This window comes from Candidatus Hydrogenedentota bacterium (assembly GCA_013359265.1).
Lineage (GTDB): Bacteria > Hydrogenedentota > Hydrogenedentia > Hydrogenedentales > SLHB01 > JABWCD01.
In genome coordinates, this window is the sequence record JABWCD010000045.1 from 1 (window position 1) to 20590 (window position 20590).

16 protein-coding genes and 1 pseudogene are annotated in these 20590 nt (G+C 60.5%); 7 read left to right on the forward strand and 10 right to left on the reverse strand.

Annotated features, from left to right (window positions below; all coding sequences use genetic code 11):
- The 3 genes from HUU46_24965 to HUU46_24975 form a co-directional block, all read right to left on the reverse strand.
- Window positions 1–211, reverse strand: a 211-nt coding sequence (locus HUU46_24965; protein ID NUM56895.1) for a transposase, incomplete at its 3' end; no start/stop codon positions are given.
- Window positions 212–270: 59 nt separating this feature from the next.
- A complete protein-coding gene (locus HUU46_24970; GenBank protein NUM56896.1) occupies window positions 271–1146 on the reverse strand; it encodes an HDOD domain-containing protein in 876 nt (291 codons plus the stop codon).
- A gap of 245 nt (window positions 1147–1391) precedes the next feature.
- Window positions 1392–2222 (reverse strand): amidohydrolase, encoded by an 831-nt coding sequence (locus tag HUU46_24975; GenBank protein NUM56897.1) that lies wholly within the window; start codon window positions 2220–2222, stop codon window positions 1392–1394.
- A gap of 206 nt (window positions 2223–2428) precedes the next feature.
- On the opposite strand from HUU46_24975, the pseudogene HUU46_24980 reads away from it, so the two are divergent.
- A pseudogene (locus HUU46_24980) lies at window positions 2429–2731 on the forward strand (prepilin-type N-terminal cleavage/methylation domain-containing protein).
- Window positions 2732–3405: 674 nt separating this feature from the next.
- Here the strand turns inward: HUU46_24980 and HUU46_24985 are convergent.
- Complete coding sequence (locus HUU46_24985) at window positions 3406–4665, reverse strand: hypothetical protein (GenBank protein ID NUM56898.1); 1260 nt, start codon at window positions 4663–4665, stop codon at window positions 3406–3408.
- A gap of 152 nt (window positions 4666–4817) precedes the next feature.
- Here HUU46_24985 and HUU46_24990 point away from each other — a divergent pair, with 152 nt between their 5' ends.
- From HUU46_24990 to HUU46_25010, 5 genes are all read left to right on the forward strand, one after another.
- Window positions 4818–5270 carry a DIP1984 family protein gene (locus HUU46_24990; GenBank protein ID NUM56899.1) on the forward strand — a complete coding sequence of 151 codons (453 nt, stop codon included), beginning with the start codon at window positions 4818–4820 and terminating at the stop codon, window positions 5268–5270.
- A gap of 308 nt (window positions 5271–5578) precedes the next feature.
- On the forward strand, window positions 5579–6148 hold the full coding sequence (locus tag HUU46_24995) for a thioredoxin family protein (protein NUM56900.1): 570 nt from the start codon (window positions 5579–5581) through the stop codon (window positions 6146–6148).
- A 64-nt stretch (window positions 6149–6212) separates the two neighbouring features.
- The gene (locus tag HUU46_25000; GenBank protein NUM56901.1) at window positions 6213–6728 is read left to right on the forward strand and encodes a hypothetical protein; all 516 of its coding nucleotides are present in this window, start codon (window positions 6213–6215) and stop codon (window positions 6726–6728) included.
- A 161-nt stretch (window positions 6729–6889) separates the two neighbouring features.
- A complete protein-coding gene (locus tag HUU46_25005; GenBank protein ID NUM56902.1) occupies window positions 6890–7783 on the forward strand; it encodes a DUF1559 domain-containing protein in 894 nt (297 codons plus the stop codon).
- Between the two features lie 48 nt (window positions 7784–7831).
- Window positions 7832–9133 (forward strand): hypothetical protein, encoded by a 1302-nt coding sequence (locus HUU46_25010; GenBank protein ID NUM56903.1) that lies wholly within the window; start codon window positions 7832–7834, stop codon window positions 9131–9133.
- Window positions 9134–9145: 12 nt separating this feature from the next.
- On the opposite strand, the gene HUU46_25015 is transcribed toward HUU46_25010, so the two are convergent.
- Complete coding sequence (locus tag HUU46_25015; GenBank protein ID NUM56904.1) at window positions 9146–10774, reverse strand: hypothetical protein; 1629 nt, start codon at window positions 10772–10774, stop codon at window positions 9146–9148.
- Window positions 10775–10779: 5 nt separating this feature from the next.
- The gene (locus HUU46_25020; GenBank protein ID NUM56905.1) at window positions 10780–11679 is read right to left on the reverse strand and encodes an ABC transporter ATP-binding protein; all 900 of its coding nucleotides are present in this window, start codon (window positions 11677–11679) and stop codon (window positions 10780–10782) included.
- A gap of 154 nt (window positions 11680–11833) precedes the next feature.
- On the opposite strand from HUU46_25020, the gene HUU46_25025 reads away from it, so the two are divergent.
- A complete protein-coding gene (locus tag HUU46_25025; protein NUM56906.1) occupies window positions 11834–12892 on the forward strand; it encodes a hypothetical protein in 1059 nt (352 codons plus the stop codon).
- A gap of 48 nt (window positions 12893–12940) precedes the next feature.
- Here the strand turns inward: HUU46_25025 and HUU46_25030 are convergent, their stop codons facing one another.
- From HUU46_25030 to HUU46_25045, 4 genes are all read right to left on the reverse strand, one after another.
- On the reverse strand, window positions 12941–13792 hold the full coding sequence (locus HUU46_25030) for a hypothetical protein (GenBank protein NUM56907.1): 852 nt from the start codon (window positions 13790–13792) through the stop codon (window positions 12941–12943).
- A gap of 64 nt (window positions 13793–13856) precedes the next feature.
- A complete protein-coding gene (locus tag HUU46_25035; protein ID NUM56908.1) occupies window positions 13857–15158 on the reverse strand; it encodes a S8 family serine peptidase in 1302 nt (433 codons plus the stop codon).
- A gap of 121 nt (window positions 15159–15279) precedes the next feature.
- Window positions 15280–19590, reverse strand: a complete 4311-nt coding sequence (locus HUU46_25040) for a protein kinase (GenBank protein NUM56909.1) — start codon at window positions 19588–19590, stop codon at window positions 15280–15282.
- Window positions 19591–19794: 204 nt separating this feature from the next.
- On the reverse strand, window positions 19795–20590 hold a 796-nt coding region (locus HUU46_25045; GenBank protein ID NUM56910.1), incomplete at its 5' end, for a HEAT repeat domain-containing protein.

Below are 20590 nucleotides of genomic sequence, written 5' to 3' on the forward strand. Positions count from 1 at the left end.
CCTCTTCCTTGGGCGTTGCGACAAGGTGAATGTGGTTGGTCATGAGGCAGTAGCCGTGAACGACGAGGCCGTGCGCGGCCGCGGCGCGCTTGAGCAAACCCAGGTAGACGCGCCGGTCGTCGTCGACAAAGAAGACGTCCTGCTTGTTGTTGCCGCGCTGGGTGATGTGGTGCGCGCAGCCGGGGATGACGATTCGGGCGATGCGTGGCATGGGTGCATAGTACACGAAACCCGCCTGCGCGTCAATAACAGGTGGCTGTCCCTATTTAATCAGTACATCCCCCCGGCGGCCATGGCGCCGATGAGGCCGCGTTGGCGGTCGAGGCGGTCTTCGATGTGGGAGACGAAGTCGGGGTCGAGGCCCACGGCTTCGGCGGAGGCGGCGTCGCATTCGCAGGGGGCGTTCGCGTTCATCGAACGAATGCCGACGCGGTTGCACAGGGCATCGGCGACGTGCGCCGCGTGGGTGAGCAGATGCGGGTTGGGCAGTGTCGTTGGCGTGTGGTGCATTTCGATGCTCTCGACGATGGCGGGCGGCAACTGCCACCGGCCGGCGAGCCACGCGCCGATGTCGCAGTGGGTGTAGCCGTCGAGAATTTCGCGTTCGGCGTCGGTATGCGAATATCCGTCGTCTTCGATGAGGCGCAGGATGCTGGTCATCGCCTCGGGGAACTGCTGCGCGATCACCGCCTTGCCAATGTCGTGCAACAGGCCGGCGACGTGCGCGCCGACGATCTGCGGCTTCTTCGATCGCAGGCGCGATTCGATGCACCCGGCGACCACGGAACACGCGAGGCTGTGCCGCCACAGCATGTTCAGCGTGCGCGCGGTCGCGGCGTCGCGGCCGAACATGTGAATGACGGAGATCGCCAGTGCGAGCCGTTCGACTTCGTCGAAACCGAGAATGACGACCGCGTCGGGAACGGTGCGAATCTGGCGGTGGAAACCGTAGTAGCTCGAATTGACGGTGCCCAGAATGCGCATTGTGAGCGCCTGGTCGGATCCGACCACGTCGGCAAGGTCCAACGCGGTAGCGGAATCGTCTTGCACGATGGAGAGAATGCGGACGAGTGTGGAAGGAAGTGTCGATACTTCCTTGAGGGCCCAAACCCGTTCACGGACACCCAGCGCGACCAACTGTGCCATCGGACGAAACCTCCCCGCCGGATAATTCGCCCAACCCATTCGCAGCGCGACCGCGCTTCTCAAGTACCGCTATTGGATTCTACGTCCGATTCTGAAAAAAGTAAAGATGATTCGTGATGCAGTTTTCATTTCGCGTTTAAGCGCAACGCTGACCAATGGATGCACTGCCGCCGAGAAAATTGTCCGCCCGTCAACTTAGAATCGAATACCCGCTCCCGCGCGAAAGACAACCAAGTATGCAGTATTTACAGGCCGAACACGCGTTCCGCGTTTTCGCGCAGGAACAGCGCCTCGATCTCCGATGGAAGGCCCAGCGCGCGCGCATCGTCCGCGCACTTGTCAACGAATAACTGTGGAAAGTTGCTGCCGAAGAGCACCTTCGTCTTGCCATAGGTTTGCATGTATTGCTGCAACTGAAATGGGTAGTACCGCGGCAACCACGCGGAGGTGTCGATGTACACGTTTTCGTGTTTCCACGCCAGGCCAATCATTTCGTCGGTCCACGGATACCCGATGTGTCCCGCGACGATTTTTAGTTCGGGAAACGTAAGCGCGACTTCGTCGAGGTAGGGCACGGGCCGTCCGACGTCCGATGGCATGAGCGGGCCGGTATGCCCGACCTGTGTGCAGAACGGAACGCCGAGTTCGACGCACTTGACGTAGAGCGGATAATAGAGCTTGTCGTTGGGCGGACGGTTCCACAGCCACGGCACAATGCGCAATGCCTTGAACCCGAGTTCGCGCACCGCGCGCTCGAGTTCGTGCACCGCGCGAACCGGCTTCTCGAGGTCGACCGTGGCCACGCCGACAAACCGGCCGGGGTGTTCGCGGACGATCGCGGCGATTGCGTCGTTCGTATAAATCCACTGGCCCGGCCGGCACCATGCGCACAGCAGCATCGTTTCGATGCCGCCGCGATCCATCATCGCGACGATTTCCGCCGCGTTCATGCCTTTTTCGAGAATGGCTCCGCTGCCGGATTGCCTGAACAGCCGCGCGATTTCCGGCAGGTGTTCGAAGGCCTTCGGTTCGGCAGGCTGCGCCCACGCGTCGATTGCGAGAACCTTGTCCCCCATGGCGGTGTACCTCCGTGGTGAGTGTGGCACGGTATCGGGGCTGGAAGTCCAGCGTATCCGGCGATCAGCGGATTGCACTTAGCCTCTTGACATAGAGGAAAAAATCCGTTATATTTACGCTTGTTCTGTATGCAGAACAAATGAGCTATATGCAATTGGGTTGTGTTTGTTACATTCTGAACAGTTTCGCATAAAGGAACCCGACCATGAAACCGCGCGGCTTTACACTCATCGAACTCCTTGTCGTCATTGCAATTATCGCCATTCTGGCGGCCATTCTGCTCCCCGCCCTGGCCCGGGCCCGTGAGGCGGCCCGCCGCTCGAGCTGCCAGAGCAACCTGAAGCAAATGGGCGTCATCTTTTTCATGTACGCCGGTGAATCCCGGGACAAGCTCCCGCAGCGGCAGACGCTTCGTTGTGATGGGGCGCTGGGTACCGCCATGATCTTCAGCGGCCCGGCGCTTATGCCGGAATACCTCACCGACCCCGAACTGGTGATGTGCCCGTCCTGGGTGCGCCACGGCGACGCGGTGGAACGGTACGACGCGAGCGGCAACAACAACGGCATCGTCGATCCGTGCGAACTTGCCAAGGAACCGTACGATTACACCGGCTGGATGATTGTCGACGACGTGAACATTCTTGGTCCGCTTGCCGGCACGGAGGGTACCGGCCCGAACGGAAGGTTTGAGGAAGCGGAATACCTGAACACGCCGTGGGGCGAGCTTGCCCTGGCAAACGTCGCGACCAACGGCGCGGCGAGCGACAACGACTTTCAGGTGCCGGCGGCGTACGCGGGCACGCAGGCGGGCGGCGGGAACACGATGTTCCGCTTGCGCATCGGCATCGAGCGTTTCCTGATTACGGACATCAACAATCCCGCGGGATCGAGCATGGGTGCGAGCCAGATTCCCGTCGAGTGGGACCACGTTACCACGGCGACGCAGGACTTTAGCCACGTGCCGGGCGGCGGTAACGTCCTGTATCTCGATGGCCACGTCGAATTCTTGAAGTATCCCAGCGAAAAGTTCCCGATGACGGTCGACAGTGCCCGGACGTTTGGCAGATATAATCGCCCCTTCGACGGCTTCTAACCGTCCATACCGGTAGTGCGCAACCACGCGCCAGGGGACATTCGCGGTCGTATGGCGAATGTCCCCTTTTCGCACCAAGATGCCTCGCTTTACGAGGTCAATCCGTCGATATCGATCAGATGCAACTGCCGCCCTTCGCCCTGGTGCGGTGCGTCGATGCACACGTATCGCGCATTTGGACTGAGCCGTGGGTGTGCGTCGCACCGCCATTCGCCGGTGTACTCGGGCGGCACCGGAAAATTGCCGAGGTCGATCCGCCGGTTGGCCGCGATGTGATACAGATGCGGCGTCTGCACGCGGTCCGGCCCGTGCGGATAGGTGTCGTTCAGTATCCACTCGTTGCCGGGCAGGTAGCTGACGTGGCCATAGGAATCCAGCACGCCCTTACCGATCTGTTCGACCGTGCCCCCCTCCCGATCCTCAAACAAGAAATTGCCCCAGTCACTCTCCCCCAGCATATTTTTCGACTGTGACAAGATATGCGTGTTGTCGCGCCAGATGAAGTGCGAGGCGAAACCATTGGGGATTACGACGCGCACGTCGCTGCCGTCCGGCTTCAAGGTGATGAGCCGCGTGAGCCTGCTTCCATCGATGTAGTTCCATCGGTGCAGCGCAATGAAGCGCGAACCATCCGGGTTGTAGAGCAGGTGGTAAAGATGATGTTTGATCCGCGGTTTCTTGTTCGGGATCGTTCCGATCTTTACGACATCGGCGACAGATAGAATCAGCGTCGACTCGCCGGACTCGAGATTGATGTGGAACAACCCCGACTCCTTCGGGGCCATGTCGCCGGCGAATTTGTCCGGAACGCCGGGATAGCCGTACCCCGGGCGGCAAACGTTGACGCGGCCGAAGTCCGTCGAGACGCCGGTCTTGCCGTCGGGGCTTACGCAATAGACCGCGTGCGGGATCGTGCGGCGCTCCTTCGTATCAACATCGAGAATATGGCACACGAAATGATCGCCGTCGCGATCGTTCCAGAGAATCTTTGTTTTCGATCCCGGAAGCCATTGCAGCATGCAGCCCTGTTGCCAGCACCAGGCCCGGCTCTCCCCCAGTTCGATCCACTGGTCTCCGTCCTCGATGTCCACCATGCCGATCTTGATCACGTCGTCGGGCGTGGGCGACCGGTGCTCGAAATCGACTTCCATGCCCAGTACGAACCGGTTCGATGGATCGAATTGCAGCTTGTCGTAATAGCCGAACCAATGGTGCTTGGGTCCGCGGGTAATTCTGCGCACCGGTGGAAACACTGCGGTCGATTCCGCGCGAAGCGTCCGACCGAGCGCGGCCGAAGCGATACCGGCCGCCGCCAGACGCAGGAAACTTCGGCGATTGTAGCGTCTCATAATCCGCCCCCCCTTCCTTGGATCAGCACGTATGGCACGTCTACTGCCTCCGAACGGGACCGCGCGCCGATATCAGTATGCATGAACCGATCTACTTTCGGTATAGAATAAGAATCGGCGGCGCGGGCGCGCCAATCCACGGAGAGACTACCATGAAGCTGGCCGAAGCACTGCTCCTTCGCGGAGACATGCAAAAGAAGATCGAATCGTTACGCGAACGCATTACGCGCAATGGTATGGTCCAGCAAGGCGAGAAGCCGTCTGAAGACCCGAATGCGCTGATCAAAGAGGCGTTCGCGGTAACGGACGAGTTAGAGTCACTGGTCGTCGCCATTAACCGGGCGAACCTGAAGCACAAGCTGTCCGACGGCCGAACAATCACCGAGGCGATTGCGCGGCGCGATACGCTTACAAAGCGCCATTCGCTCTTGCTGTCCGCCATCAAGTCGTCCCAAGAGGAGCCGGAACGCTATTCGATGCGCGAGATTAAATGGAAGGCGACGTTGCCCGTGGCGAAACTGCAGAAGCAGGCCGATGACGTCGCGGTACGGATTCGCGAGATCAACGCATTGATTCAGGAAAGCAACTGGAAAGTGGATTTATAATTCTCCATGGGGCGCCGGGCGAGCGCGGGACCCCGGATACGGGCCGGGGGGTTGAAAATATTCTGGCCCGTGGTTTGCGCGGTGGGCAGCGCGTGCCCGTTCGAAACGGGCTTACAACGTCGCCCAGCACGCGGCACAGTAAACTGTGCACTCCGGCAAACAGCACTACCGTGCGCTGACGGCGCCCCGCCCATTTCTTGAAAGGTGTGCGTTGGCGCGCGCGCCCTCGTGTGGGGTGTGTTTTCTTTTCGGGTTCGGGCGGCTACAATTTTCCTTCGTCACCAACAGATGCTTAGCCAGGAGGCGCCATGCCGCGTCCACCGATACTGCCATTGATCGACTGGAAGGTCGTGTTCGACTCGGGCGAACCGTACGAGTTGTGGATATCCGCGGCGGAGAACAAAGAGCACGCGCAGGCAATCGAGGAGATGCGCAAGGCGCAGCCGCTCGATGCGCACGTCATGGGCCTGCTCGGCGCGCTGGCGCGCCCCGTACACGTGATCGCGATTGCGGAAGATTGGTGCGGCGACGTCGTGCGGCACGTGCCGGTCCTCGAGGCGATGGCGGACGCCGCGCCCCAACTCAAGACACGCTACATCAAGCGCGATCAATGGCCGGACGTGTTCGCGCGATTCCTCACGAACGGCGGCGAGGCAATCCCGAGGTTCGTATTCTTGAGCGACGCGTTCGTCGAGTGCGGCAACTGGGGCCCGATGCCGGCCGCATGCCGTGAACTCATCGCGCGCGGCAAGGCCTCGGGCGATGGCGCCGCGGCGCGCCAGAAAGTCGCCGCGCTCTACGCCGCGGACGATCTGAAGCGCAACGTGGTAAGCGAACTGTTGGACCTAATCGATATTGCGTCCTCAACCGTACCGTAGCGTTGTCGATACTTCGGTTCGTGCTCCGATCTTTCGTGAGTTGTGTCAACACTGTGGAGGCAAGATGATCCCCAAGACCCTTTCAATCGCCGTGGCATGCTCGATCGTCACCGCGGCGTGCACGAGCCTGATCACCGTGTGGATCGCCCAACCGGCGCGCGCGTACGCCGATGCCACGGTGCTCGAAGCCACCGAGTTCCGCCTTGTGGATGCAAGCGGCGCGCTGCGCGGACGCCTCGGCACCGACGCGGACGGAGCGGTCTGGCTGCAACTCGCCGACAAATCCGGCAAGCCGCGCGTGATGAACGGCGTGATGGCCGACGGCGCGGCGATGTTGAACCTGCGCGATGAATCGGGCGAACCGCGGGTGTATCTGCAGGTCAGCGGCAACGAATCGCTGTTGAGCATGCGCGACGCGCAACAGAAGGGCCGCGTGTACATTCAGGTGAACAACGACGAACCGCTCATCAATCTGCGGGACGCAAACGGGCAGGGCCGCGCGTATCTCGGCGTCGATCAGCAAGGCCCGGCGCTGTGGTTTAATGACGCATCCGGAAAGAACGTGTTCACACAGCGCTGATGTATTTGCGAAGATTGGACTCCTTTGGTGCTCGTGGTCCTATAGTGTCAAGAATCCCAAGTTCGTTCGAAAAGTCGAAAGCCCGTGGAACTTGTGCAGGAGTTCGAATGCACGATTACGAGCACGATAAATGGTGCGGATTTCAAATCGAGGATTTGTGCATGCGAAGACACAATGGCTTCACGCTGATCGAACTCCTCGTGGCCATGGCGATCATGGCGATTCTTGCAGCGATTCTCCTGCCCGCGCTCTCCCGCGCGCGCGAAGCGGCGCGTCGCGCGTCGTGTCAGAATAATCTGAAACAGCTTGGTCTCGCGCTGTCGATGTATTCTTCCGAAGCGCGCGGCAAGTATCCGCCGCGCCAGATTCATAACGTGACAGGAGGGCTGAGCCGCGAGATGATGTTCAACGGTCCCGCAATGATCCCGGACTACGTCAGCGACTACGACGTGGTCTGGTGCCCGTCGTGGAGCGCGTCGCCGGACACCGTTGCGCGCTACGACGGTGAAAAAGGCAACAACGACGGCACGATCCAACCGCAAGAGATCGGGCAGGAGCCTTATCATTACACCGGCTGGCTCATCGTCGACGACGTAAATATTCTGGGCCCGCTCGTGGGTACCGTGGGCACGGGGCCGAACGGGCGATTCGAGGAACCCGAATACCTCAATACGCCCTGGGGCGAATTGGCCCAGGCGAACTTCGCGAGCAATGGCGCGGCCAGCGACAGCGACTTTGCGGTCTCAGCAACGTACGCGGGTACCCAAGCCGGCGGGAGTAACGTGATTCGGCGGCTTCGCGACGGCATCGAACGCTTCATGATCACGGATATCAATAGTCCCGCCGCGTCATCGATGGCGTCGAGCGACGTGCCGTTGATGTGGGACCACGCGACCACCAAGGTCATCGACTACTCCCACGTCCCCGGCGGCGGCAACGTCCTCTACCTCGACGGGCACGTCGAATACCTCAAGTATCCCGCGGACCGCTTTCCCTTCACCGTTGACAGCGCGCGCACGCTCGGCCGTTACGGCCGCCCCTTCGACGGTTTCTGAAACAAGCAGACCATTCACGCAGCCACGTCACAGAGGTCGTAATCGAATATGCATTCGCTTCAAGCATGGGTCCAGGCAAACCCGGTCGTCGTCGGCATCGCCGCGTTTGCCGTTATCCTCGCCTTCCTTATGCTTGTCATCGGCGTATCGATGCGGCGCGCGGGGTTGTCGCTTCGGCCCATTTGGTTTTTCCTCGGATTCGTGGCGATTGTCGGCGGGCCACAGGCGGTGTTTCATCTCGCCAACATGAAAAGCCCGGAGGACGCAGCGGCGGCGAGTGCTTCAGAAATCGATTCGGAAGTGTTCGCGATCGTCGATGGAAAGTTCGCGCACCCGGAAGAAGTATTCGGATCCGACGTGGACACGACATTGGTCCAGCCGGCGAAGCCGATCTTTCCGGAATTCTTGTCCACCGCCATGCACGCGGAGATGGCGTTTTTCGCGACGAACGAGACAGTGCTCGCATCGGTATTTCCGAGTGCGGACGCCGCGCGTCAGGCAATGGAGACGTACGTGCAGTACCTTCAGGTGTCTCACCTCGCCGGTAGCGAATCGACCGGTTGGGTCGGCAGCCGCGCGTCCGCGAACGATCGCGTGCAACTTTTCCTGGCCGGGCCGGTTTTCATGGCGTGGACCGGGACGCACGACGAATTCCTCGCGCGGCGCGCCGCGGCGCTCGAACCGGCCTTGGGCGCGGCCGTCACGGTTGCCGGAGCGCCCGCGGCAGGTGACGTGCCGTTCGGCGATCTGCGGTTGGCGATCGCGTTTCTCGTTGTCAATGTGCTCGTGGCGGCGCTGTGGTTTTTCAAGGGCGCGACGTGGGCCGCCAGTTCGCCGCCCGCGCCGGGCGCCGCGCCGGTGTCTATCGAGCACCTGCGCGAACGATTGCTCGCCGTGAATGAAACCGATACGCCGGTGACGGTCGCGGCGTCGGACGATGGAACGACGATCGACGTCACGTGGCGTTACGCGGACGCGCGCTGGATCGACCACGCGAGCGCGCATGGACTTCGCCGCGTACACCGCATTTCGATCGTGTTGGACGCGGCGTCGCACACGGCGCGCGTGCTCGAATTCTGGGCCGCAGTGGATTGGTCCGCGGGCGGCGGCGGGGCCAACATCCGCTGGCACGCCGCGCGCGGCATGAACTTTTTCAACTACCAGCACGAACGCGTGTTTGGATTGCAGGTATCGCCGGAGGGCGCACTCACGCCGAACCTGAGCTACGCCTATACGTTCAACCTGCAGGAATTGAAGCGGCCCTTCATCCAGGCGGTGACGCGGTCTGGTTGGACGTGGAAGCCCGTCTTTTTTCTCGCGCCGGCGTGGTTGCGCTGGCTGGCGGGGTGATCGCGACGTCCGCTATCGGTGGCGCTGCCACTCGAGCGTGAGCGGAATGCTCGCAATGGGCACAAGCGGCAACAAGGCCCACGCGCCGATGATTAGCGGCCCGCCGACGTCGACGGCGTATTGCATGCGCCAGGCGGCGTACGCGAGCACGACCCATGCGAGCGCAATCGAAACGAAGGCGACGACGCCGATGTACCTCCGCCAAACGGCGGCGGCCAGGGCAACGATCCCGCTAACGCCAAGAAAACCGCCCATCGCCAGGATGAACGGTGTCGTCGCGGTCACGAACTGGTTGGACTCTTCGTCGTAGCGGTAAAGGCTGCCGGTCGAATAGAACCAGAGGCCAACGATCGCAAACGCCAGCCAAACGACGACGCCCGCGGAGCGCGCCAACCAGAACAACGACCACGACGTGAGCACGGCCGCCGCGCCGAGGAATGCGAGCAATCGCAGGCCTTCGCCGTAGGGACCTTGCGTGGACGTGATGACGCGCAGGTCCGCCACGAGAGATTGCAGGACGGGTTCGCCGGGAAACTTGATCTTGAACGCCACCACGAAGAGCAGCAGGAGCAGGATGTACGACCAGAGAACGGCCTTCGCGCCGGCCCGGAGCCGGGCGATGGCGATCGTCTTGGTCGAAAGCGGCCGCGCAAGCACGAACCACTGGTAGTCGGTCGCGGGGCGCGTGACGAGATAGCCGACGAGGCTGGCGATCACCGCCGGCGCGATGGCAAGCACGTAGAACGAGAGGGTGAACCGGCTCTCCATCTGGCCGGCCTCGGGATTCAACGTCACGGCGAGAATGAACCCGAGCAACAGCGAAATCCACGGGAACAGGTATGCGCCGCGCCGCCACTCGAACCATTGTTGCGCGGATTCCGGCGACGGGAACTCCGTGCGCTCGCGGTCGAAGTAGGTGATACGGGTCAGGACGCGCACGTAGCCGCCGACGGGGTCTTCGGCGACCTCGCTGCGGGCGTATCGAGCGCCGACGTATGCGACAACGAACCAATAGACGATCACTGCGATTGCCACGGGCACGCCGCCGTATCCGATTTCCGGCGGGATGCGCTCGGACAGGAATGGGTCCGGCAGGGCCAAGTTATCCATGAAATACTGGTAGAAGACGTTTAGACCCGGCAAGCCGACCAGGAATGCGACGAGGAAGATCGCGGTGCCGGTGCCCGCGCCGTAGCCGCTTACCAGAAAGACGAACGCGTGCATGGCGGCGACGAACGTCATGAGTATGAGGACCTGCGGTCCGATGAAGAAGACGTCCTTGAAGAACGTGTCGCAAATCCAGCCCGTTGCAAGCCCGAATACGAGAATTACCAGCAGCCGGTATATGAGCGGCGCGGCCACCAGCACAAATGTGTGCGCGGGCAATACCAACATCCGGCGCGGATAGGCAAACCCGACCCGGCCCCGGTTCTCCTGTATGAACAGCAGCGCGCCCGCGCCGATCGCGGGGAGGTATGCGCAGCTAATCGCAAGGCTGACGCTGAGCGAGAAGATAAAAAACAGAAGCGCCGTAAACTTCCATGCCGCGATTCCGTAGAGCAACAGCGCGACGGCCATCGCGGCGAGCCCCTTGTAGGTCTGACGCCATTGTTCCCAGATGAAGATGAAGAATCCCCGCATGGCGCTTACTCCGCAGTCGTCGCGATGCGTTTGCCCGCGCGCGCCACGAAAATGTCGTCGAGGATGGCGGGCCCGGCCTCGAGTACGTCGAATCCCATCTGCTTTGCCTGGGCGACGTGCGCGGCGAGGTCGCCGTGGCAAATAACAATCCACCGCCCGCCATCGGCTTCGCAGCCCTCGATGCCGCGCAGCACGCCTTTGGGCGACGCGCCGTTCCGGCTGGTCAGCACCATCCGCTGGTGTTTGCGCAAGACTTCTTGGAGCGTCTCGTCGAGAATCACTTTGCCCGAACTGATCATGACGACCCGGTCGGAAATGGTCTCCACTTCGTTTAAGAGGTGCGACGAGAACAGCGCCGTGCGCCCTTCGTTCGCCACTTCGCGCAGGACCGCGCCGAGAATGTCGCGGCGGACGATCGGGTCGAGGCCGGACGACGGTTCGTCGAGCACGAGCAAATCCGGCCGATGCGCGAGCGCGGTGACGAGGCCCGCCTTGGCGGTCTGGCCCATCGAGAGCGTTCGGATTTTTGCGGAGGGGTCGAGTTGGAACATGTGCACGAGCTTGTGCGCGTACGCCTGGTCCCACTTGGGATACAGGGCGCGGGTGTAGCGCATCAGCTCGTCGATCCGCATCCAGCCGGGCAGATCGCGATGCTCGGACAGATAACCGATCCGGCTGAGCGTTTCGTGCGGTTTTTTGACGGGATCGAGGCCGAACACGCGGACGGTACCCTGCTGCGCGCGCAACAGCCCCATAACGTGTTTGATCAGGGTCGTCTTGCCGGCGCCATTTTCGCCCACCAACCCAACCACGCCGCCTTTCGGCATGACGATCGATACATTGTCCAAAGCCTGTGTGCGCCTGTACTTGCGCGACACACCTTTGATCTCGACAACAGCGTCCATGTGATGATCCACCCTACGAGTCCGCAACCCAGGCGCGATTCCCAACGCGCCACCCGACAGAAAACCAGAGGATACCATATTCAGAGTCGCAAAGTCGCGCGCGCCGATCGTGTCGCAGTGGCGCGTGGAAACCGGATACACGAATTCTATTAGAATGGCGGCCCGGACGGCCGGTGTGGGCGCCGCTGGAAGCGGCGCGGGCACGTCCCGGTGCAAGGAAGATTCGGTCATGGGGCAGTCGAACGCGGAGGCGCGGTTTGCGCAGGCGAACCAGGCGTACCTTGACGAGAATTACGATCTCGCGAACGCGATTCTCACGGAATTGAACTACCAGTTCCCGGGGAACGTCAACCTGCTAAAGGCGCACGCGCGGACGCTGGCGAAGCTGGGCCAGTTTCAGGAAGCCATCGACATCTGCGACCGGCTCGAAAACGAACTGGGCTACGCGCGCGCGGCGTCGTTTCGCAAGCCGCTCGAGGCGAAGTTGCGGGCAAGATCGAAGGCGATCGATCTGTCGTTCGACCCGAATGCGCACGCGAACGAGCCGGCCGTCGAGATGGAAGCGATGTCCGCGGAAGGCGCGGAAGAAAAGAAGGCGCGACGATTCAGGATCAAACCGATCCGGTTGGGCATCCTTATACTTCTCGTTGTGGGCATGTATTTCCAGTACGTGCCGTATTGGCTTGGCGGCGGGCTGATCGCCGCGTATTTCCTGATCAAATTCGCGCTGGGCAAGGCGTTCGTCGCGCTGTTCTCGATACCGTTCAAGATGAAGGGAAAAGCGTTGGCGGGCGCTACCGTGGAATTGCACGGCATCGAGTGGAGCGAGAAACCGAAGGACGCAGACACGGACGACGACGAAGACGAGCCCAAGAAGCCCAAACCGCCGCTGCGCTACGCATGGCTCGATGTCACCATCACGCCGCCCGTACGCACCCAGGGCTTCACGCACTGGGAACCGGGCGAACTCATGGTCGCGCCGTCAACGATCAAGATCAAAAAGCTCGACGACATGGACAAGTGCTTCCGCATCCACTCGGTGAAGTTTATCACCGACGGCCGCGAGGAACAGGACGACGAAGGCTACAAAGTCCGCGGCCCGCAACGCATCAAGCTCCTCGCCGAGTTCCCCGCCGACGCGAAGGCGATTAAGTTCTACTATTACGGATACGGGTTCGGCGAATTGTCGTTGACCGGCCAGTACTCGCATTAGTCCAACGTAGTCTCGCCCGCGCGTGACGGGGGGCTCGGCGGCCCGTCGCTAACCGCAGGTGTCACTTAGGGAGTTGCAGTCGGTCGAGCCTGACACTGGCTCGCAGTACTTGAACATGTAGGGGGAGGAACAAACGCCGCCAACACAGCATTTACTATTTGAGCCTTGCGAGCCAATGATTTTGATATCGTTGGGCAATTCATCGAACCTACTGATCAACGCTTCCGGACCGGCGCTGTTGTTGAGACGTGGGCTCAAGTAGTTCGGAACTGAAGGATGATTCCTGGTGACGCCGAACGTCGCAAGAAATCTTAAGTGTTTTTTCCCTGGATCGTCCGGCACATTCTTCAACTTGAGATTAAAAAGCTCTTTCATACTACGCGATCCAAGGCTATTGTTGGCGTTATCAATAATTGTGTTGTCCCAAAAATTGGCGTTCCCGATCGTCTGTTTGATCAAGTTTCCGGCGCCTGGCATACCGTGATTACTGGGCCAATACACGCCAAGCAACCAAAGTTGGTTCAATACCTTTACAAGATCAGGATCCGTCGCTAGATGATCGCCGGCAAACAATTCGTACATCTTAAGATTGGCGCCGGGGTGCGCACTATTCTCATAATCGCGTATCTTGTTTATGACTTCGGTGGCCGTATTCGGGTCTACAAATTTCTTGCTGTATGGAGGGTCGGCTTTCACCAACCTGGTGTCATCCACTTGTGCAGCGAACGCGATTCGGGTCTTGATAAGCTGTAACAATTCGAGTGCGGTTTTGCTGTAATGGATATCCTTCAGGGTGATTTTCACACTGTCGGTTTCGTTTGCATCGGAGAATTGGAGAATCCAGTTAACCAACCTGCAGTTATCTCCTATTTCCAGTGCGTAGTCGAGTTTCGTGGCCATGTTTGCTTCCTCCCTTTGCTTTTTTCCAGTTCAGATTACTTCCCAATTGCAGACCCTTGCAGCACTACCTCGGCTTTCTAGCTTTGCGCCCCCGGCCCCGAAAGCACTTGCCGGGTAGCTTTTGCTTCTGAAACCCTGCGTGGACCAAATAGCTCTGTGCCGCCTCTAGCGCACCCAACGCATCGACACGCCTAAACGTCTTATTTGTATGCACGACATTGTCGATGGGGGGGTCAGAAGGCGCATCTTGTATGTCAACGGATCCAGCGACCAGCCATTGTTCAATATCTTCGACTGAAGGCAGCTGGCCGGTAGTTTTTCTAATGTAGTGTTGAACGAGCAAGACAACACCGGATACGAACGCTGCTGCTTGACTTGTTCCTTGCCCAGTGTCAAATCCCACGTTGTTTTGAATTCCAGTCGACTGCACGGTTCCTCCAGGGGCAAAAAGATCTGTGCAACACTCCGCCGTGGGCGTTGAGGCGTGGAGCCGTTTTGTGTACGGCGTTATTTGGTCAGGCGCAGTTTTGCGGGCCCAGGCTCCATAGACAGGGGGCTGATAACCGTCACTTATGGAATAGACCGCGCCCACACTGATTGACTCTCGGGCGATCGCGGGAATGGACATCCCCTCCTTCGAGAACGGGTAAAAGCGGTTGCCGGCGGAAATCACAGTGGCCACATCTTCGTCTCGCAGTTCTCGGATTAATCCTCTGACTTTCTGAAATACTTGGGACTTATGATCGTCTGCAGTATAACTCTCTTCGCCTTCATAACTGATATTCACCACGCTTATGCCATACTGATCGTGGTGCTTTTGCACGTATTCCAACCCTTTGCATACCACGGACAGCCAGCCAAAATCAGTTGAGTTTGTCACTTTGACCGGAACAATACGCGCGCATGGGGCCACGCCTTTGTGTAGGCCGTTTGCGACAATGATCCCGCCCAGGTGCGTGCCGTGTCCGTTCGAGTCCGTAACGTCGTTTTGGTCGTTCGATGTAAAGTTCATCGTTGCGGGGATGCGATCCTTCCCAGCGAAGTCCACATGCGTCGTGTTCAGTCCAGTGTCGAGCACGGCAACTGTAAGCCCCGATCCATCGATCCCGAACCGCTCGCGCGCCAAGTCGGCCCGTATTAGCGCTATACAGTCGGCCAGCTTCCACTTCGTGAGATTCTCGTACGCGTGCAACTGTTGCGGTGGCTGGGGCGGCAACAGCCGAATATCTTGCAGTTCAGATTCGCGCGGCGTGGAGTTTCCCAATTGGTTGGCGGAATCGATGTCTGCGGCCACCAGTACCGCCGCCGAAAACTTCAAAAACTCGCGTCTTTCAGATTTTGACCGACGGAGGTAGTCGCAGTTCATTGAATCCGTCCTTCTTATCCGACGCCGCTATTAGACATGTGGTTGCTGAGCCGTTAGCGTCACTACTACCTGCCTTTCTGAGTACCCTCGTGTGAACATCACAGTCATCCCCTTTCGGCGGTTAACGGGCTTCGATCTCAACGTTTACATTCTGGAACTGTCCTCTTTCCACTTCGAACTGCATTTGCAGACCGGCACTCGACTTATCTGCAGCTAAGACCGTATCGCCCAGTTCGCGTATCGTTGCATAGTCGACAATCCGTTTGCCATCGAGCGTGACGATGCGATCGTCCAATGCGAGGCCGAACGCCAACAGGTGGGGTTTGGCACTACCATCTCGCGATTGTCCGAGCCACACGCCGTTAATGGAGTTTGCGTCCGCGGCGGGTTCGCCGATTTCGGCGGCGCGATCCTTGAGGTTATCCAGTATGACGGATTTCCAAACCATTTCGTCACGCCGGAGGGTTGTGAAATAGTCGCGCAGTGTTGCGGTCTCGACCGATTGCTCGATATCCGCGGAGACAGGTTCGATGAGCTGACACTTCAGGGTGACGCGCGCGCCGTTTCGTTCGAGCACGATCGAGGCCGCGGGCGGGGTTGAGGCCTTTAAGGCAGCGGCCAAACTGCGCGTAGCATCGAGGAAGCCGCCGGCGTTTACGGCGGTGTCATTCACGGCCAGGAGCCGATCACCGCGCTGGACACAGAGGCGGGCGAGCGCGTCATAGACAGGCCCGTCGACCGCAACAGCATCGGCTTGGATAGTCTGTCCGGCCAAGGCGTCCACAAGCTTTGCGAACGCGTTGGCGGCGTATTCGGGAGTAGTGGCCACGACCATTGACAGAGAGGATTGAACCGGTTTTAGCGGCGCGGTGCGCGCACCGCGGAGAACGAACGCACGCTCGTCTTCGGGCAAAGCGGCGACCCGCGAAATCTCCTCCGGTCCCCACGATGCCGGGACCAACTCGATAAGTGTGTTCGGGCCGGACGTAGCGACAAAGATGGAACCTGTCGAGCCGGCAAAGGAGGCGCTCACCGACGATGGCGCTTCGTCCGAAGGCAGTAACAGTTGGTCACCGGTTCGCACGGACCATAGTCGAAGGCCGCGATGGGCCGGAACTGCCAGCCGCGTGTCGTCGCGGGAGATCGCAATTTCCCGAAGTGAACAATCGGGCGCCGGGAACGAGCGGACCAGTTCGCCCGTAGCGATGTCCCACAGTTGTACTTCGTACATTTCTGACCCGGTCGCAACCAGACGTCCGTCGTGACTAAATGCGATGCTGCGGCCTGCGCCGCTCAGGGCCAAGGTCCGAATCGAGTTTCCGGTAGCGGCGTCCCAAAGGATTGCGGTACCGTCGTCCGAAACGGTGCCTACAGTCCGACCGTCCACACTGAAAGCAATATCATGAATAGTCTTGGTATGCGACGCGAATTTCACGACTTCGGTCCCCGACTCGGCGTCCCACACGCGTGCGGTGTTGTCCCACGATCCTGAGACGACATGTTTGCCGTCGGGGCTAAACGCCACGCAGTACACGGGACCGTGATGGCCGGTGAACTTGGAGACGACCCGTTGCGATTCGATGTCCCAGACCATGGGGGTAAACTCGTCGAGCGAAGCCACGACGCGCCTGCTATCCGGGCTGAACGCGATATCGCTTCCGCCAACGTGGGCGTACGAGGCCATAATCGCGAGTACCGCGCCGTCCGCGATTCGTCGAATCTCGAAGGTGCGATTGCGCAGTACGATGGCTGCGAGTTTGCCGTCCGGCGAGATGGCAACCTTATTGACGGGAGAATCAAGGGGCGCTACAACACGTTGCCCGGGGGCGGTATCGGCGCTCCACACTCGAACGGTTTGATCGATGGCCCCGCTCGCGATTCGGCTCCCGTCCGCGTTGAATTCCACGGTGAATGGTGTATGAATTTCGTGTCCGCGGAGCGTGTTCATCGGGTGCCCCGTGGCAGCGTCCCAAACTCTGATCGTGCAGTCGTTTGACGCGGAAAGCATTCGCTTTCCGTCGCGGCTGATTCGCACGAACTTTATCGCCTGGCCGTGGCTGACTTCGTATTTCAGTTTTCCGGAGGACAAATCGTGCGCAAGGACGGTCCCATCCAGCGCGCCCGAAATTACCGTTCTGCCGTCCCCGGAAACGGCAAGATCGCCGATCGACGCCTTGTGGCCCTGCAATCTGCCGCGGACCTCGCCGGAGGCCAGAACCATGATTACGACATCCATGCCGTCCGCTACGGCCAGGTTTCCGTCGGCGGTCGCGGCGTACGCCGAGCCCGGAGTCGAACAAATGCGGCTGTTGCTCGCAAGGTCCCAGACCCACACCTCAGCCGCGGACATGGCTGCGTCGATACCCGAATCTCGTTTGCGCGCGACAAAGACAACGTATTGGTCTCCCGGGGCGAAGGAAGCGTAATAGAAACTCTGGCCGGGATCCTCGATCGTCAGCATCAACTCGCCGGACTGAGCGTTCCACATCCGGACGACACCGTCTTTACCGGATGATACGATTCGTCGGCCGGATTGGTCGAACCGCACGGAATCGGCCTGTCCATTGTGGCCGGACATGCGCGCGGTCAATTGGCCGGTTTGCGCATCCCACACATGGACGGCGCCATCCAGACGTGCACTCACGATTCGAGTGCCGTCGGGGCTGTATTCGTGGGACAGCGACCCCTTCGATTCCTCGCTCAACGCGACAATCTTCGCGCCATCCTCGGCATTTCGAATCTCGATGGGGTTTGTCCGGGACGACGTGGCGAGGCGTGTGCCATCGGGACTGTATTTGGCGGTAACGCAGTCGTCCAGTGCGTACAACTCCCGATAGCACTGGTTCAGTAAGTAGCCCCATTCCCAATTGTTGAGCGATGGGTTTGTCGCCCAAAGCGTTTCACGCGCCAATTTGAAGTTGTTTTGCTCCATCGAGGACTGAATCAGGTGCAACTGCGTTACGTACTTGCCGTCTTCGGCGACCGCGCGGGCGAGCGCCTCGCGGTCGCGCGCGATCGAGATGTTGATGTACGAGTAGACGCCGAGGCCCAGGAGCGCAAGCAGGAACGCGGCGACGGTATTCACCATGACGCGGTGGCGCTTGTAGTACCGGGTCACGACGTCGCGGAACTTGTAGGTATACGCCGCGACGAGCGCGCCGGACATGAAGCGCTCGATGTCCGCGGCGAGTTCGGCGGCGTCCTGATACCGTTTGTTCGGGTCCTGATCGAGGCACCGACTGCAGATGGCGACGAGTTCCGGCGGGGCGTCGGGCTGGAAGTCGAGGCAGGAGCGCGGCCGTTCGTTGGCGACCTGGTAGAGGATGCTGGAGACGGGCGCCTGATCGAAGGGGAGCCGGCCGGCGATCAACTCGTAAAGGATCATGCCGAGGCCGTAGACGTCGGAGCGCTTGTCCACCTTGTCGAGCTGTCCTCGAGCTTGCTCGGGCGACATGTACGCGGGGGTGCCGAGCACTGCGCCGGGCGCGGTCTTGCCCTGTTCCGAGTCAAACCCGACCTTTATCGCGGTAACGGTTTTTTCGAACGCATCGAAATGCACGTCGAGCGTGCCGGTCAACTTGGCGAGTCCCCAATCGAGGATGACAGTTTCGCCGAAGGCGCCGATCATCACGTTGCTGGGCTTCAGGTCGCGATGGATGACGCCGCGGCTGTGGGCGTAGGCCACGCCGTGGCAGATATCCGCGAAATGGCGCACGAGCGCAAGCCGGTCCGCCAAGCCTTTGCAGTCGTGAAATGCCGCGCTCAGGGTCCTGCCCTTGAGCAATTTCATGGTGTAGTAGGGGGTGCTGTCCGGGCGCAGTCCCACTTCGTACACGGGAACGATCGAGGGGTGCTCCAGTTGGCTCGTGATTTTCGCTTCCTGGAGGAAGCGCGCAACGAGACTTGCCGTCCGGCGAACGGGGGAAGGATGCTCGATATCCGGATCGGGGGTGCCTAACAGTTCCTTGAGAATGATGTCGCGGCCGAGGGCCTCGTCGTGGACGAGGAGCAGGCGGCCCTGCCCCCCGCGGGCATGTTCCGATTTGAGCCAGTATCGCCCGGGCCGCTCGCGCATGCCGTCGAGCGTGCGCAGGTACTCGGCATCCGATATGCCGGCATCTTCCCGCCGGAACGGTTCGGTTACGCCGGCGGATGAAGCGGCGGTAAGCGTGGCGTACGTCGAGTCGGTCCCTCGAATCCAATCGAGGGCCGCCTGGGAATCGCCACCGTGTTCCTTGATTGCTTCATTAACCAGACTGACGAGCAGATCGCGGTTTTCGGGGGAGATTAGTTTTTCGGAGACAACACGCTCCGGCAAATCCTGTGTTGGATCGGCGGCCGCGGCTGCGGCCAACTCGGCCATCTTGCCGGGAGAAAGCTTATGGAGTTGGACGGCAAGTATTCCAAAGATGAGGTTTCTGCGGTGATTCACAGCCGATTACCCCTGCGCCTACTACGAAAACCACCAGCAGCTCCGTAAAACTTATAGCACGTACTATTGGAAAAATGCAAATAGTGCCCAGACTGCCGGAGGCGGCTACTTTGTCACAGAAGATGAATAACTGCGTTGCCCCACTACGAGGAAGGCCGGACGGGTGATACCCGTCCGGCCTTCCAACCCCAAAACTCCAACGGGTTACTTCATTCCTTCGAGCGCCTTCTGCGCGCGTTCCTTCAAGGTTGCGTCGTCGCACTTGGCGAGGACGGCGTTGACGGCTTCGGCGGCGGCGGGTTTGTTTGCCGCATCGGCTTTTGCGAATGCGGTCGCCGCGGCGACGAGTGCGCTGCCGGCCTCGTTTTTGATGTCCGGATTGTCGAGCATGCCGGCGAGCGTATCGAGCGACGGTTTCGTCGCCAAGGTTCCGTAGGCGGGCAGCACCAGCCACTGCTCTTCTTTCGTCTTTGCGACACCCATTGCGGTGGCGAGCATCTGCGCTTTCGCGTCGGCGTTGGCTTCCGCCTGCGCGAGGCGGACATAGCCGCGGAGCGCGAGGTCTTTTTGCGCGGCATTCTTGCCTTGCGCCAGCTTCAGCAGGTGCGGCGCGGCGTCGGTCGATTTCCACTCGGCGAGAACGCGAACGGCGGCGGCGCTGAATTCCGCGTTGCGATCGCGCAACGCCGCGACGACCGGTTCGAGCGCCTGGGCGCTGCCGATAATCCCGAGGCTGCGAAGCAGCGCGGTGCGGGATTCGCCGCTCGCGCCTTTCATCGCATCGAGCACGGCGGGCAATACGGCTTCTCCGTGGACCGCCGCGATCGCGTTGAGGGCGTTTGCCGCTTCGCGCCGTTCGGTTTCGTCGGTTGCGGCCGTCAGGACGCCAATCACCGCGGGCACTTCGGCTGGGCCGCCGAGCTTCGTCAGCGAGCGCAGGGCCGCGCCGCGTACGGCGGCGTCGCTGTCGCCCAGCGCGGCAAGCGCAATCGGCGCTGCC

What these genes read in the sequence shown, in the direction of transcription:
- HUU46_24970 (NUM56896.1), bottom strand. Translation starts at nt 1,146, where the DNA reads ATGGCACAGTTGGTCGCGCTGGGTGTCCGTGAACGGGTTTGGGCCCTC.
- HUU46_24975 (NUM56897.1), bottom strand. Translation starts at nt 2,222, where the DNA reads ATGGGGGACAAGGTTCTCGCAATCGACGCGTGGGCGCAGCCTGCCGAA.
- HUU46_24985 (NUM56898.1), bottom strand. Translation starts at nt 4,665, where the DNA reads ATGAGACGCTACAATCGCCGAAGTTTCCTGCGTCTGGCGGCGGCCGGT.
- HUU46_24990 (NUM56899.1), top strand. Translation starts at nt 4,818, where the DNA reads ATGAAGCTGGCCGAAGCACTGCTCCTTCGCGGAGACATGCAAAAGAAG.
- HUU46_24995 (NUM56900.1), top strand. Translation starts at nt 5,579, where the DNA reads ATGCCGCGTCCACCGATACTGCCATTGATCGACTGGAAGGTCGTGTTC.
- HUU46_25000 (NUM56901.1), top strand. Translation starts at nt 6,213, where the DNA reads ATGATCCCCAAGACCCTTTCAATCGCCGTGGCATGCTCGATCGTCACC.
- HUU46_25005 (NUM56902.1), top strand. Translation starts at nt 6,890, where the DNA reads ATGCGAAGACACAATGGCTTCACGCTGATCGAACTCCTCGTGGCCATG.
- HUU46_25010 (NUM56903.1), top strand. Translation starts at nt 7,832, where the DNA reads ATGCATTCGCTTCAAGCATGGGTCCAGGCAAACCCGGTCGTCGTCGGC.
- HUU46_25015 (NUM56904.1), bottom strand. Translation starts at nt 10,774, where the DNA reads ATGCGGGGATTCTTCATCTTCATCTGGGAACAATGGCGTCAGACCTAC.
- HUU46_25020 (NUM56905.1), bottom strand. Translation starts at nt 11,679, where the DNA reads ATGGACGCTGTTGTCGAGATCAAAGGTGTGTCGCGCAAGTACAGGCGC.
- HUU46_25025 (NUM56906.1), top strand. Translation starts at nt 11,834, where the DNA reads ATGGCGGCCCGGACGGCCGGTGTGGGCGCCGCTGGAAGCGGCGCGGGC.
- HUU46_25030 (NUM56907.1), bottom strand. Translation starts at nt 13,792, where the DNA reads ATGGCCACGAAACTCGACTACGCACTGGAAATAGGAGATAACTGCAGG.
- HUU46_25035 (NUM56908.1), bottom strand. Translation starts at nt 15,158, where the DNA reads ATGAACTGCGACTACCTCCGTCGGTCAAAATCTGAAAGACGCGAGTTT.